Origin of the sequence: Pseudomonas fragi (genome assembly GCF_900105835.1) — a bacterium.
GTDB classification, from domain to species: domain Bacteria; phylum Pseudomonadota; class Gammaproteobacteria; order Pseudomonadales; family Pseudomonadaceae; genus Aquipseudomonas; species Aquipseudomonas fragi.
In genome coordinates this window covers 4,105,880-4,121,127 of the sequence record NZ_LT629783.1, presented here as the reverse complement: position 1 = coordinate 4,121,127, position 15,248 = coordinate 4,105,880, and the positions used below count along the sequence as shown (strand labels likewise).

At 60.5% G+C, this 15,248-nt stretch carries 9 protein-coding genes; 2 read left to right on the top strand and 7 right to left on the bottom strand.

Going from position 1 to position 15,248, the window contains the following annotated elements; all coding sequences use genetic code 11:
• Positions 1-38: 38 nt before the first annotated feature.
• The 4 genes from BLU25_RS18975 to BLU25_RS18960 form a co-directional block, all read right to left on the bottom strand.
• Entirely contained in the window at positions 39-1,031 is a 993-nt protein-coding gene (locus tag BLU25_RS18975) for an alpha-xenorhabdolysin family binary toxin subunit B (protein ID WP_016779465.1), read from the bottom strand.
• A gap of 37 nt (positions 1,032-1,068) precedes the next feature.
• Entirely contained in the window at positions 1,069-2,298 is a 1,230-nt protein-coding gene (locus tag BLU25_RS18970; protein ID WP_016779464.1) for an alpha-xenorhabdolysin family binary toxin subunit A, read from the bottom strand.
• A 184-nt stretch (positions 2,299-2,482) separates the two neighbouring features.
• On the bottom strand, positions 2,483-3,253 hold the full coding sequence (locus BLU25_RS18965) for a tetratricopeptide repeat protein (RefSeq protein ID WP_016779463.1): 771 nt from the start codon (positions 3,251-3,253) through the stop codon (positions 2,483-2,485).
• Between the two features lie 3 nt (positions 3,254-3,256).
• Positions 3,257-3,937 carry a Fe2+-dependent dioxygenase gene (locus BLU25_RS18960; RefSeq protein ID WP_016779462.1) on the bottom strand — a complete coding sequence of 227 codons (681 nt, stop codon included), beginning with the start codon at positions 3,935-3,937 and terminating at the stop codon, positions 3,257-3,259.
• Between the two features lie 218 nt (positions 3,938-4,155).
• Here BLU25_RS18960 and BLU25_RS18955 point away from each other — a divergent pair, with 218 nt between their 5' ends.
• Positions 4,156-6,456 carry a TonB-dependent receptor gene (locus tag BLU25_RS18955; protein ID WP_083369774.1) on the top strand — a complete coding sequence of 767 codons (2,301 nt, stop codon included), beginning with the start codon at positions 4,156-4,158 and terminating at the stop codon, positions 6,454-6,456.
• 234 nt (positions 6,457-6,690) lie between these two features.
• Positions 6,691-9,237: a PepSY domain-containing protein gene (locus BLU25_RS18950; protein WP_016779460.1), complete on the top strand. Its 2,547-nt coding sequence runs from the start codon at positions 6,691-6,693 to the stop codon at positions 9,235-9,237.
• Positions 9,238-9,380: 143 nt separating this feature from the next.
• On the opposite strand, the gene BLU25_RS18945 is transcribed toward BLU25_RS18950, so the two are convergent.
• The 3 genes from BLU25_RS18945 to ptsP are packed head-to-tail and all read right to left on the bottom strand — an operon-like array spanning position 9,381 to position 14,931.
• The gene (locus tag BLU25_RS18945; RefSeq protein WP_016779459.1) at positions 9,381-11,117 is read right to left on the bottom strand and encodes a PTS fructose-like transporter subunit IIB; all 1,737 of its coding nucleotides are present in this window, start codon (positions 11,115-11,117) and stop codon (positions 9,381-9,383) included.
• An 11-nt stretch (positions 11,118-11,128) separates the two neighbouring features.
• Positions 11,129-12,070 carry a 1-phosphofructokinase gene (pfkB, locus tag BLU25_RS18940; RefSeq protein WP_016779458.1) on the bottom strand — a complete coding sequence of 314 codons (942 nt, stop codon included), beginning with the start codon at positions 12,068-12,070 and terminating at the stop codon, positions 11,129-11,131.
• Positions 12,070-14,931: a phosphoenolpyruvate--protein phosphotransferase gene (ptsP, locus tag BLU25_RS18935; protein WP_029611236.1), complete on the bottom strand. Its 2,862-nt coding sequence runs from the start codon at positions 14,929-14,931 to the stop codon at positions 12,070-12,072. Before ptsP ends, pfkB begins: the two co-directional genes overlap by 1 nt.
• Positions 14,932-15,248: the final 317 nt, after the last annotated feature.

Below are 15,248 nucleotides of genomic sequence, written 5' to 3'. Positions count from 1 at the left end.
GCCCCCCGCACTCGCGTGCGGGGGGCTGTCGATATCGTCTAGCGGCTGATGCGCCGCAAAAAGCCCAGAAACCCCGCCAGCTCGGCCGAAGTCTGACGCAGCAAGTGCTCATCGACTTCAGTGGTCGCACGCACCCGGGCAATGAACACCCCCATCCCCTTGGCCACCAGCCTTATATTGGCAACCCAGCAGGCACGCACCTCAACTAGCTCCGCGTGGCGCCTGATCTTTTGCGCGCGCTCCTGCAGCACTCGCGCATCCGTCTTGTTCTTGTTGCTCAAGGTTCTCAGGTCGACCAACCTGTCGCTTATCTTGTTGCGCGCTTCAGTCAGCGAAAACAGCCTGAACCCGCCGTCATAAACGCCCAGGTACTGGGTCAAACGCTCAAGGGCGGCAATCACGGTGTCTGCATCCGCCCTTCCCACCAGGGCGGTGCTGACCAATCCCTGGATTTGCTCCGGTGTGGGCAGCAAGTCACGCACATGGTCGAGCCAGGTTCGTGATTGCAAAAGCGTTACCGCTGCGTCAATCACCTGCTTGTCTGCACGCAGCCGATCTTCTTCGACCTGCAGGTCAACGGCCTGCTGCTCCAGTTCTTCGAGCCTGGCCGCGTCATAAATCAGCAGCGGGTCCGAATAATGCTCCAGGTTCAACCCTTCACCTTCCACTGCGCGCATTTCGATCTGTTCTTTCGCCGCCCTGGCGGCACTTGCAATACGGCTGACCCGCTGAAAAAAAGTATCACTTAACGTATTGATCGCCGATGCTTGTATACCGGCAGCCAGACGGGTATGGCCCTGAACAATGATCCACTGCTGGAGGAGCTCGTCGAGCCCGGCACTTTCAACCATCACTTCAAGATTGCTGGCCTTATCAGCAACAGCACGCACACTTTGACTCAAATACCTGGCTGCCTGCCCCAAACGCTCCTGGAGCGACGGAATAAAATCGTATTCATGATTGACCGCCACCGCATGGAATTTTTTCAAGCCTTCGATAACACCCGGCATATCGGGATTGTCATAACCCATAACATCAATCTCCCTGTTCAAGTATTCACTTCCTTGTTTACTGACGCCCATCCACCATGTCATCAAACACCAGTGCGATATAAAAACTGTAATCCTTGACACGCATCCAAGGGTTCAACAACTGAGCAAAATCAAGTTTGAACTTGTGTAATCGGGCAAGGGTATTGACCCCTTTGAGTTCAAACGCTGCCTCATCCAGATATTTGGCGATATAACCCCAGACCTGTGCCAGTTGCCTGGCGCCCTGCTCGGCGCCGAGCATACGGCTGCGCAAATCCGTGAAACGCTGCTGGGTGGTGTCCAGGGCTACAGCCAGACGTTCCTGCTCCTGACTGCCTTGCCTGGCAAGATCGCGCTCGGCGATCAGCTTGTTTTTCCGCGCGCGTATGCTCTCAGCCTTGACCCCGAAAATCCCGCCGGTAATCGCCAGCCCGATAGGCCCAAGAAAGATCCCCGAATGCCCGTACAGCACATGCGAGCGGTAGTCCCTGATCAACTGCTCGATTTCACTGTCCAGTTCCTTGATGCGCGCAGTCAGCAACTTGCGCTCAGCCGATAGCCCCGCCTTGGCATACGCTTCGAGCTTGGCATTTACCTGGTGAATCAGCTCATCCGACAACACACGCTCAAACTCGGCCGCCAGTGCGCCCACGGCATGGGTTTTTTTGATGTAGGCCTCGGTATCCTGCTTGATAAGCAGCACATAGTCCCTGACGATACCCACAGCTCTCAGCTCGGTTGCGCTGAGCACAATCTTTTTAAGCTCGGCTTCTTCTGCCTGGGTCAGTTCGTCAAGCGTGCCACTTAGGAAACGGTCCAGTTCGACTTTATTGATCAACTCGATAATGCTGTTGGCCGTGGTGATGAACCCGTCGGAGAAACGGTTGAGTTGTCGGCTGAGTTCCTTGGTATCGCGCTCCAGCACGGCCCAACTGGCGGCATGTTGCACCACACGCTGATGAAACGACTGGATACTGGCCGGCTCCAGCCCCGCGACACTCGCCGTGTCGGCGCCGAGCCAGGCCACGACCTTGGTGTACTCTACGGGCAATGCCCTGGACTCGCGCACATACGCACGGACACTCTGGATATCACTGCGCCGGACAATAAAGCCCAACTCGTCCCTGGAAACAGCAGCGGTTTTTTCACCCGCGAGCATTTGAATATACTGCGACGGCAAGTAGATGGCCGCTTCAAGTGCACTCATCTCTTCAAGCGGGCGGGTATCTTCAGCGCCGCCAGGGGGCGCAACATTTTGAACCTGCATATTAATTCCCTTTAAACAATGATCCTGCTGTGCAGCATCATGTTTTAAAGGGCATCAAACAATTACCGGGTAGCCTGCAACTGTGTAAGACCAGAGCGTAAATAAAAATGAATAGTTACCCCAACTAACCAGCGCGTACTCGGACGCGATAAACAACAGCGTACGAGTATTAACCGCCGCGCTGTCATCTGTTTTGCACAGGGCTGCTCTGCAACGTATGGATACGGGCTTGCCAGGCCTCGCTCATGGCCCTGACACGCAGGTCGCGGGCTTCAAGCAGGGCCGCCAGGCTTACCCGCAGAAAATTCAGGTTGCCGCCGGCCAGGGCGCGCTCAAACCAGGTCAACGCTTCATCAATACGCCCGGCCTCGGCCAGGACCGAGGCATGGCTGAACTGGCCACGAAAATCACCGCCCCGGGCCGAGCGCTCATACCAGACCCAGGCCGCTTGCTTGTCGCCCGGGCAATACACCCCCTCTTCGAGGTAGCGCCCCACCAGGTTCATCGACTTGGCATGGCCCGCCTGCGCCGCGACCCGGTACAGCTTGAATGCCGCCCCCTGGTCTGGCGCCACGCCGCGGCCGGTGGCCAGCAGGTTGGCGTAGTTGTAGAGCGCCCAGTCCAGCCCCGCCTCGGCGGCCTGGCGGTATTCCAGGCTGGCCAGGGTGCAGTCCACAGGCCCGCCCCAGCCATGTTCCCAGCAGCGCCCCAACATATTGCGGGCCATCAGGTGGCCAGAATTGGCGGCGATCTGAAACCAGCGCTTGGCCAGCACCGGATCGCGCTCAATGCCCTGGCCGTCGAGCAGAATCTGCCCGAGCAAGGCCTGGCCATCGACGATGCCCTGCTTGGCGGCGATTAAAATGGCCTGGGCCGCCTTGCCCGGGTTTTCAGCCAGCATGGCGCTCAGTTGCGCACCGTCGAGCACTTCTTCACGACGTAGTTGAAAGCTCATGACTTACACCTCGGCCCAGCGACGCAGCAGGTTGTGGTAGGTGCCGGTGAGCTGGATCAGCGAGGGGTGATCAGGAACGTCGCGGGTCAGTTGCTGAATCGCGCCATCCATTTCAAACAGCAGCGTGCGCTGGCTGTCTTCGCGCACCAGGCTCTGGGTCCAGAAAAACGACGCAAAGCGTGCACCACGGGTAACGGCGTTGACCTTGTGCAAGCTGGTGCCGGGGTACAAGACCATGTCGCCAGCAGGCAGCTTGACCTGCTGCACACCGTAAGTGTCCTGAATCACCAGCTCGCCGCCGTCGTAGTCCTCGGGGTCGCTGAAAAACAGGGTGGCCGACAGATCGGTGCGCACCCGCTCGGGGCTGCCCTTGGGCTGGCGCACGGCATTGTCGATATGAAAGTCGAAACTGCCGCCCCCGGTGTAGCAGTTCACCAACGGCGGAAACACCTTGTGTGGCAAGGCCGCTGACATATACAGCGGATTTTTCCACAGCCGATCAATCATCGCCGCGCCGATTTCCTTGGCCAGTGGATGGTCTTCGGGCAATTGCAGATTGTGCTTGGCCTTGGCCGACTGAAAACCTGCGGTGATCTTGCCGTCAGCCCACTCGGTCTGCTGCAGCGCCTCACGGATGCGCTGCACCTCTTCACGGGAGAACAAGCCGGGGATATGCAGCAACATGACGCAATACCTGATAGCAAAGGGATGGCAATGGTATTGATTCTTATTGTCTGTGTAAAACTTTGTTAAGAGGCCCGTAGACGAACGAGTGTGAAAAAACCGTAAAGGCAATTTGTAAAGAATGTAAATTCAGCGCAAATAGTAATGCCTCTCAATTGATAGTCAGAATTGTTTGCCATATATTTCGCGGCTCAAATTCTGGGGGAAGGGATCTTCAAATGTCGCGCCAACAATTAAAAATACCCGTCAGCTCACCGCGTTTACTGGCTTCGGCCATCGGTGTCGCAATTACTGCGACCTCTGCAGGCCCTCTGGTTCAGGCTGCCGAAAGCACTGACAGCAAGGCCCAGGGCAGCAGTATTTCCCTTGGCGCGACCACGGTTACCGGCGAGCAGACCGACAAGTCTTATCAGACCGAGAAAGCCAGCTCCCAGAAGTACACCGCACCGCTGGTTGATACGCCGCGCTCTGTCACCGTGATCCCGCAGCAAGTGCTGCAGGACACCGCAGCCACCTCGCTGCAAGACGCCCTGCGCACCGTGCCAGGCATCACCTTCGGCGCAGGCGAAGGCGGCAACCCACAGGGCGACCGTCCGTTCATTCGTGGTTTTGACGCACAGTCCGACATGTACCTGGACGGCGTGCGCGATGCTGGCGGCCAGACCCGCGAAATCTTCGACATCGAATCGATCGAAGTCAGCAAAGGCCCGAACTCCACTTTCGGTGGTCGTGGCTCGGCTGGCGGCAGCCTGAACATGGTGAGCAAGACCGCCAAGGCGGGTGACTTCCTCAATGGCGGCTTCACCTACGGCTCCGACCAGACCCGTCGCTACACCCTGGATGTAAACCGTCAGTTCCTGGACACCGCAGCGTTCCGTCTGAACCTGATGAGCCACGAACAGAACGTCGCAGGCCGCGAATCGGTCAACTACGACCGCTGGGGCGTAGCGCCATCGCTGACCTTCGGCCTGGGTACTGAAAACCGTCTGAACGTCAGCTACTACCACCTGGAAAGCAACGACCTGCCGGATTCGGGCATTCCATACGGCTACAGCAACAGTTCCAAGACCGCAGTTCACGTCCACGACAAACCGGACGATGGCGGCGACAGCAAAAACTTCTACGGCCTCAAAGACCGTGACTTCCGCAAGACCCGTGTGGATATCAGCACCATCTCGTTCGAGCATGACTTCAGCGATGCGATGACCCTGAAAAACACCTTCCGCCACGGCAACACCGGCCAGGACTACATCCTCACCCAGCCGGACGACAGCCAGCACAACGTCAACCAGTACGGCACCGTATGGCGTCGTGCCAATACCCGTGTTTCGACCACCGAAACCACCACCAACCAGACTGACCTGTTCGGCAACTTCCAGGTTATGGGCTTCAAGAACAACTACTCCACCGGTGTTGAATTCACTCGTGAAGAAACCCGTGCCAGCGGTTACACCGTGACCCCGAACAGCAACCCCAACTGCACGCCGGACAAAGTCGGTAACAGCGGCGGCCAGTGCACCTCGCTGTCCAACCCGAACCCGAACGATGTGTGGACCGGTACTGAAGCGCGCAACTACTACGGCACCAACACCGTGGGCGTGACCAAAGCCGCCTATGTGTTCGATACCATCGAGCTGGATCCGAAGTGGCTGTTGAACGCTGGCCTGCGTTACGACGCCTTCAGCACCACCGCCAACACCAATGCGGCGAGTGGTCGTACCAAGGCCTCGAACGACAGCCACTTCTTCAACTGGCAGACCGGCCTGGTCTGGAAGCCACTGGATAACGGCAGCGTTTACCTGTCCTACGCGACCTCGGCTACTCCGCCAGGCGGCGTGGTGGGTGAAGGCGTTGAAGGCAATGGCCTGGTTGCTCCAGGCAGCACCATCACCAGCGACCTGAAGCCGGAAGAAACCGTTAACTACGAACTGGGCACCAAGTGGGACGTGTTCCACGATCGTCTGTCGCTGACTGCAGCCATCTTCCGTACCGAGAAAAAGAACACTCGCGTACTGACTGACTCGTTCACCTACGAAAACGCCGGTGAGTCTCGCGTTGACGGCCTGGAACTGTCGGCCAGTGGCAAGATCACTGACAAGTGGCAAGTGTTTGCAGGCTACAGCTACCTGAAAAGCGAGCTGGTTGATCCGGGCCAGAAAGCCAACCGTAATGGCACTATCAATACCGCAGCCGTTTCGGACAAAGGCAATGAAATGCCGAACACCCCGAAAAACAGCTTCAGCCTGTGGACAACCTATGAAGTGATGCCAAAGCTGACCATCGGCGGCGGTGCGTTCTATGTTGACGAAGTCTACGGCGACACGGCCAACACCGTTTACGTCCCGGCTTACACTCGCTACGACGCAATGGCCAGCTACAAGCTGACCAAAAACATCGACCTGCAACTGAACGTACAAAACCTGACCGACAAGACCTACTACGACAAAGCCTACGCTGCGCACTTTGCCAGCCAGGCCGCAGGCCGTACCGCCTTGTTGACCACCAGCTTCCACTTCTAATTCGAAGTTGAGCTGAACAAAAGCCCCGCCCATCTGATGGTCGGGGCTTTTGTGTGTAGCCGCTGACGAGGCACGAGGCTGCGATGCGGGCCGCAGGAGCGCCAACGGGGGCCGCTGCGCAACCCATCGCAGCCTCGTGCCTCGTCAGCGGCTACAGATTCTGAAGCGTGTAGAACTGACGTACACGGCATACTGCGCCGTGATGAATTCAATTGAGCAAGCAAGGCGGTCGTCGTGTTTAAGAAAACACTGTTTCAGCTGCACTGGTTTTTCGGCATAACCGCCGGGCTGGTTCTGGCCCTGATGGGGATAACCGGTGCCACGGTGTCGTTTCAGGACGAGTTGCTGAACTTGCTCAACCCTTCGGTGCTCAAGGTCGAAAAACTCGACAGCGGCGTATTGCCACCTGCCGAGCTGGTGCGCCGGGTCGAGGCCACCGAGGGCAAGCAAGTCGCCATGCTGTGGGTGGGCGTGGACAGCGGCACCGCCGCACGGGTTTTCTTTACCCCGCCACCGGGCGAACGCCGTGGCCAGTTGCGTTATGTCGATCCCTACACCGGCACCTATCAGGGTGAGGCCAATGGCCAGGGCTTTTTCGACCTGATGCTGCAATTGCACCGCTTCCTGGCAATGGGCCAGAGCGGTCGCCAGATCACCGGCGCCTGTACCCTGATGCTGGTGTTCTTCTGCCTGTCGGGCCTGTACCTGCGCTGGCCGCGCAAGGCGCTGAACTGGCGCGCCTGGCTGACCCTGGACTGGGCGAAGAAAGGCCGCAGCTTCAACTGGGACCTGCATGCTGTAGCGGGTACCTGGTGCATGGTCTTTTATCTGCTGGCAGCCCTGACCGGCCTGTCGTGGTCGTACGAGTGGTACAACCAGGGCCTGCAAAAACTCCTGTCCGATGCCCCGAGCGGTGAACAGCGCCAGGGCGGTGGTCGCGGCCCCCGTGGCCAGGGCGGCCCGACCGGCCCTGCGCCGGTCGCCGATTACGACGCCATCTGGGCCAGCATCCAGAAGACCGCCGGGCCAGACCTGGCCTTGTACAACGTGCGTATGCCGCCAGTGGCCGGCCAGCCTGCAACGGTGTTCTACCTGCTGAACACCTCACCCCACGAGCGCGCCTTCAACCAGATCGTGCTCGACCCGGCCACCGGTGCGGTCAAAAAAGTCGAGCGCTATGACGACAAGAGCTACAAGGCGCAATTGCTGACCAGCATTTACGCGCTGCACACCGGCAGCTACTGGGGCATCACCGGGCGCGTGCTGGTGACTGTCGCCAGCCTGACCATGCCGCTGTTCTTTATTACCGGCTGGTTGCTGTATCTGGACCGTCGCCGCAAAAAGCGTCAGATCAAGCAAGCTCGCCAGGGTTTTGCCGACACGGGCAGCGATGCCTCGTCATGGCTGATCGGCTTTGCCAGCCAAAGCGGCTTTGCCGAGCAACTGGCCTGGCAGACAGCCGGGCAATTACAGGCCGCGGGCTTGCCAGTAAGGGTCCAGCCATTGGGTGCGCTCAGTGAAGATGATTTGCAGCAAGCCAATCATGCCCTGTTCGTGGTCAGCACCTTTGGCGATGGTGAAGCGCCCGACAGCGCACGGGGTTTTGAACGCAAAATCCTCGGCCAGCCCCTGGGCTTGAATGCTCTCAAATACTCCGTACTGGCTTTGGGTGACCGTCAGTACCCGCACTTTTGCGGCTTTGCCACACGTATCCAGCAATGGCTGAGCGAGCGCGGCGCACAAGCGCTGTTTAGCCCGGTGCAGGTCGACAGCGGTGACGCCGAGGCCCTGCATCACTGGCAGCAACAACTCAGCCAGCTCACCGGCGGCGCACCGGGCACACACTGGCAGGCGCCGAGCTATAACAACTGGACCCTGACTGAGCGCAAGCTGCTCAACCCCGGTAGCAGTGGCTCGGGGGTTTACCTGCTGGGGCTCGACGCGCCAGACGCCAATGTTTCATGGCAGGCCGGTGACCTGGTAGAAGTCATACCGCGACAATCGAGCTGGGCGGTTGAGCATTTCCTGGAAGGGCTGGGCCTGTCGGCTGACAGCCTGGTGCAACTCGATGGTCTGCAAGAAACCCTGGCCCAGGCCCTGGCGGGGCGCCAGTTGCCGGAAAATCGCGGCCATCTGGTGGGCATGCATGCCCAGGCATTGGTAGACGCGCTGATCCCGCTGAACATGCGCGAGTACTCCATTGCCTCGATCCCGCAGGACGGTGTGCTGGAGTTGATCGTGCGTCAGGAGCGGCATGCTGATGGCAGCCTGGGGATAGGTTCGGGCTGGCTCACAGAGCATGCCGCCGTCGGTTCGGCGATCAGCCTGCGCGTGCGGCGCAACAGTGGCTTCCACCTGCCCGCCGAACCGGTGCCGCTGATCCTGCTCGGTAATGGCACCGGGCTGGCGGGGCTGCGCAGCTTGCTCAAGGCCCGCATTGCCCAGGGCCAGCAGCGCAACTGGTTGTTCTTTGGCGAGCGCAATGCTGCACACGACTTCTATTGCCGCGATGAGCTGCAAGGCTGGTTGGCCAGCGGTGACCTGGCGCGGCTGGATCTGGCGTTTTCACGGGATCAGGCGCAGAAAGTGTATGTGCAGGACCGCTTGCGTGAATCTGCCGCACAAGTACGCCAATGGCTGGCTGAAGGCGCGGCGATTTATATCTGTGGCAGTTTGCAAGGGATGGCGGCGGGTGTGGATCAGGCGCTGATCGACATGCTGGGGGCTGAAGCGGTGGAGCTGCTGATCGAGCAAGGGCGCTATCGGCGGGATGTGTATTAGTCGGACAAGCTGCTCAGCTCTTGTGGGAGCGGGCTTGCTCGCGATGGCATCGCCACGGTTTGCCTGACAGACCGCAGCGCCTGCATCGCAGGCAAGCCAGCTCCCACTGGATTTACGGTGACATTGTGGGAGCGGGGATTGTTTTATGCTTTGGCCGTCTCCAGCGCCATTTCAACCGGCTCCGGCCGCTTGATCACTGCGTACACCACCGCCGTCAGCAAGCTACCTGCCACAATCGCCAACAAGTACAGCAGCGCATGGTTGATCGCGTTCGGGATCAGCATGACAAACAGGCCACCGTGCGGTGCCATCAGCTTGCAGCCGAAGTACATCGACAGTGCCCCTGTCAGTGCCCCACCCAGAATGCTCGCCGGGATCACCCGCAGCGGGTCCTTGGCAGCAAACGGGATTGCCCCTTCAGAAATAAAGCACAGCCCCAGTACCAGCGCAGCCTTGCCAGCCTCGCGCTCAGTCTGGGCGAACTTGCGGCGCGCCAGGAACGTGGCAATGCCCAAACCAATCGGCGGCACCATGCCAGCAGCCATTGTGGCCGCCATCGGTGCATAACTTTGCGAAGCCAGCAGCCCTACCGAAAACGCATAGGCCGCCTTGTTGATCGGCCCGCCCAGGTCGACGCACATCATGCCGCCCAGCAATACACCGAGCAGGATGGCATTGGTGGTGCCCATGCTGTCGAGAAAATGGGTCAGGCCTTCAAGCATTCCGGCAACCGGCTTGCCCACCACGTAAATCATCACCAGACCGGTAAACAGGCTGGCGAACAACGGAATGATCAAAATCGGTTTCAACGCTTCAAGGCTTTGCGGCAACCGCGCATAGCGATTGATCGCCTTGGCGCAGTAACCGGCGATAAATCCGGCAATGATCCCGCCGATAAACCCGGCCCCCAAGGTGCTCGCCAACAGGCCGCCGATCATCCCCGGCGCCAGGCCCGGGCGGTCGGCAATCGAGTAGGCGATGTAACCCGCCAACAACGGCACCATCAGTTTGAACGCGGCATCACCACCGATCTGCATCAGCGCCGCCGCCAACGTGCCAGGCTCTTTATAAGCTTCAATGCCAAACACGAAGGACAGCGCGATCAGCAAACCGCCCGCCACCACCATCGGCAGCATAAAGGACACGCCCGTCAGCAGGTGTTTGTAGACGCCGGTCTTTTCTTGCTTGGCAGGCGCTCCGCCAGCCGCCGCAGCGCTCTCTTGCTGCCCTTCGCTCAACGCCTTGTTCAGTGTGGCTTCGGCCTGCTTGAGGGCGATACCGGTGCCGCAACGATAGATTTTCTTGCCGGCAAAACGCTCGGTCGGTACCTCGATATCTGCCGCCAACAGCACCACATCGGCATCGCGGATGGCTTCGGCGCTCAACGGGTTGCGCGCACCTACCGACCCCTGGGTCTCGACCTGCAGATCGTAGCCCAAGCGCTTGGCCGCTTGCTGCAAGGCTTCCGCCGCCATAAAGGTGTGCGCCACGCCCGTAGGGCAGGCAGTGACGGCAACGATTTTCGGGGCTTTCTGTGCGTTTTTATCCGCAGCCGATGGCGCCGCAGCAACGTAGACCTCAGCCTCCTGCACACCACGCTGCAATACCGCTTCTACATCTTGCAGGGCCTGGGCCGGGGTGCTCTGGAACACCCGCTTGCCGATAAAACGCTGCATATCCAGCGGTGTGCTGCTGACCACCAACACCCACTCGGCTTCGTCGATGGTCGCCGCCGACAACTGGCGCTCTGGGTGCTTGGGGTCGTGGACTTCAACGCTGGTACTCCAGCCCTGGCGCTGCGCCGCAGCGTCAAGCAAGCGGGCACACAGCACGCTGGTCACCATGCCGTTGGGGCAGCCCGTCACAATGGCTAATTTCATGTGGATTCCTTTTATTCTTCTGTCAGGGGGCGAACGCGAACGCCGCTTTCGAGCGTCGCCAGGTGCGCCGCATCGCTGATACCAAAACCGATCTGGGTAACGGCCATTGCCGCAATGGCCGTGGCGGTGCGCAGGGTCTGCTCGGGGCTGTGGCCGCTGAGCAAACCGTGGACCATGCCCGCCAGCAGCGAATCGCCTGCGCCCACCGTGCTGGCGACGCTGACTTTGGGCGGCAACGCCTGCAAGGCCGGTGCGCGGCTGAACCAGTTCACGCCTTCTGCACCGTGGGAAATGACTACATGCTCGACACCCTGCGCCTGCAAGCGCGATGCCGCAGCAATCTGCGCTGCAAGGCTGCTGATATCGCTGCCCAGGGCATCGCTGAGTTCTTCACTGTTGGGCTTGATCAGCCACGGGCCTGCCGCCAGCCCTTGCTTCAAGGCTTCGCCGCTGGTGTCCAGGATCACTTTCAACCCCATGCCCTTAAGGCGCAGCAGCAGATCGTGCAACCACTGCGGGCTGACGCCCCGGGGCAAACTGCCAGCCACCACGACCGCGTCATGCCCGGGAGCAATGCGTTCGAGGGTATCGAGCAACGTTTGCTGCGCCTGTGCGCCAACCTGCGGCCCCGGCCCGTTAAGGTCGGTGACACGACCGTCGTCTTCGGCCAGCTTGATATTGCTGCGGGTTTCGCCGGGCACGCGGATAAAGGCATCGACAAAACCGCGACGCTTGAACAGGGCATCGAACGCTTGCGCATTGTCTTCGCCCAAAAAACCGCTCACGGTCAGTGTGTGGCCCAGATCAGCCAGCACTTGCGCGACGTTCAGGCCTTTGCCGGCGGCATGGGTCAGCATCAGCGGGCTGCGGTTGACTTCGCCCGGCTGCAACTGAGCAAGGCGCACGGTCAAGTCCAGTGCCGGGTTGAGGGTAACGGTCAGAATACGGGCCATCAGAGCGCCTCCACCAAGGCACGGACTTCATCCGGGCTGCCGACGCTCAATGCCTCGGCGGCCAGGGTTTTCAGACGGTCCATGCTCAATTCGCGCACCCGCGCCTTAACCTCGGGGATGCTGCGCGCCGACACGCTCAGCTCGTCCACGCCAAGACCGACAAGTACTGGCACGGCCAGCGGGTCGGCCGCCAGTTCGCCGCAAACGCCCACCCATTTGCCGTGGGCATGGGCGGCACGCACGGTGATGTCGATCAGTTGCAACACCGCCGGGTGCAGACCGTCGGCCTGGGCCGACAGGGTCGGGTGACCACGGTCGATGGCCAGGGTGTACTGGGTCAGGTCGTTGGTGCCGACGCTGAAAAAGTCCACTTCCCTGGCCAGCACCGGCGCCAGCAAGGCGGCGGACGGGACCTCGATCATGATCCCCAGTTGCAGGTCAGATACAGGGATTTCCAGACGCAGACGTTCGGTCATGTCGCGGGCGGCGCGCCACTCGGCCACGCTGCCCACCATCGGGAACATGATGCGCAGCGGGCGGTTGTCCGCCGAGCGCAGCAGGGCGCGCAACTGGCTTTCCATCACTTGCGGGCGTTGCAGGGTCAGACGAATACCACGCACACCCAAAAACGGGTTTTCTTCTTTCTCGATCGGCCAGTACGGCAGCGGTTTGTCGCCGCCCACGTCCAGCGTGCGCACCACCAGCGGTCGACCGGCCAGACCATCGAGCACACGGCGGTATTCGGCTTCTTGCGTCGCCTCGTCCGGCACTTGCGAATGGGCCATGAAAATCAGTTCGGTGCGCAGCAGGCCAATGCCTTCGGCACCCTGCTCCACCGCAGAGGCGACGCCTTTGCTTTCGCCGATATTGGCAAACACTTCCACCGCATGCCCGTCCTGAGTCACCGCCAGCTCATGGCGTCGGGCGGAAGCTGCCAGCAGGCGCTGCTCACGGCTGTCGCGCTCTTGCGTGGCGCGCTGCAAGGCGTCTGCGTCAGGGGATACATGCAGGCGACCGCGCTGGCCATCAATCAACAGCTCAGTGCCCGGCGCAAGCAGCAACACCGCCTCCCCAGCGCCCACCAGGGCCGGAATGCCGAGGGCACGGGCGACAATCGCGCTGTGCGCCGTCGCACCGCCACGGGCGGTCAAAATACCCGCCACCCGCGCCGGATCAAGGCGCGCCACATCCGAAGGCCCGACCTCATCCATCACCAGCACATACGGTTCATCAGGCTCAGCCGGAGTTTCGACGCCACACAACTGGGCCAGCACACGACGGCCAATATCCCGCAGGTCGGCTGCCCGCTCGGCGAGCAGGGCATCCTGCAAGGACTCCTGCTGACGCGCAGCAGCCTCGATCACCGACATCCACGCCGCTTCAGCGCTTTCGCCCTGCTTGAGGCGCGAATCCACTTCATCGGTCAGTTCCGGGTCGTCGAGCATTTCCTGGTGGGTAATGAAGATTTCGCGGATGGCCTTGGACTGGCTGCGCGTAATCAGGCCTTCAATATCCTTGCGCACTTCACTCAGGGCTTTTTGCAGACGCTCTCGCTCGACCACGCAGGACTCGCCACGCAGCGGGTAATCGAACGTTTGCAGCACCTGTATATGCGCCGGGCCAATGGCAATGCCGGGCGAAGCAGCAATGGCCTGCAGCGTGCTGCCAGCCGCCGGGGCGGTGATCAGCGTAGCGATTTCGGCTACCCCGGGCACAGCTTCGGCCAAGGTCGGCAACGGCTCGACTTCTTCACCCAAACCGGCCTCAACTGCAGCCAGTAGTGCAGGCAGTGCATCATTGGCGATAGTTGGTTCAGCGACAAACTCCAGCACCTGACCGCGACGGGCACCCAGGCTCAGCAGCTTGCTCAGGCTCTTGGCCGAAACGGCCGAGTCCTGACCATCGACGATCCTGACGCGAATTTCGCCTTCAAAGCTTTTGGCCAGTTGCGCCAGCACCTTGGCCGGCCGCGCATGCAGGCCGTGGGCGTTGGCCAGAGGGATACGGGCACTTGGCCAGTCGGCCGGCAGCTCACCGCCCAGTACTTCCAGCACGGCACGGCGACTGGTGGCATTGCCCAGTTCATGGCCGCGACCGGCAATCAGCAGCGCACACAAGCGTTCCAGCAAGGCCTGATGGGCTTCACCGAGGCTGGCCAGGCAAAACAGGCCGCTCAACGGCTGGCCCAGATAGCGCATCGGTTTGTCGGGGGTCACAAACGCCAGCCCCGGACGCTTGACGGTTTGCTCGCTGTGCAGCCACCACAGGCCATCACCCAGCGGCAGCGCATCGACTTGTTGCAAGACGGCAGCAAAGCCATTGCTCACGCAATCGGCCTGACGCAACAGACGGGCGCCGCGCCATACCAGCTCCTCAAAGTCGTCAGCAGAAACGCCCAGGCCAATCATCTGGGCATCCAGCGCCAGCTCTTGCGGTGCGCCCTGCAATAGCTTGAGCAACGCCTCGGCAGAGCTGGCGCGGCGCAGGGCCTCGCCCAGATCGGTTTCGCCCAGGGCACGGGTCAGCAGTTGCAGCAAACGCAAATGTTCGTCGGACTTGGCCGCAATACCAATCGCCAGGTACACCATCTGACCATCGCCCCAATCCACCCCTTCAGGGAACTGCAGCAAACGCACGCCCGTGGTAAACACCAGCTCGCGGGTTTCAGGGGTGCCGTGGGGGATGGCGATGCCCTGGCCCAGAAAGGTCGAGCCCTGAGCCTCACGCGCTTGCAGGCCGCTCAGATAACCTTCGGCCACCAGGCCATCGGCAACCAGTTTATCGGCCAGCAATTGCAGCGCCGCAGATTTATCCACAGCCGTCTGGCCCATGGATATCTGCTCTATAGTGAGCTCGAGCATGCGTTCTCCTTTCCGGTACTCAATGGCAACCGGTATTGTTTTGAATTAAGTCAGCTTAGGTCGCCCGTCCCGGGCTGCGTCAGCAGATGTGTGGCAAACACATCGCTACCAGGACAGGCGCCTTTAAATACGGCGGCTGAAACGTTTAATCAAGAATACCCGGCACGTTACTGCATAATTGCCCGCGCTTGAAGTCCAACTTGTCGTATTGCCTGGCGGCAGCGGGCAGATGTCGCAAATAGATACAGCGCACCCAAGGCAGACGATGGTCGGCTGCCTTTATCGGTTAGGATTGGCCAGAATGTCGACATGTACTA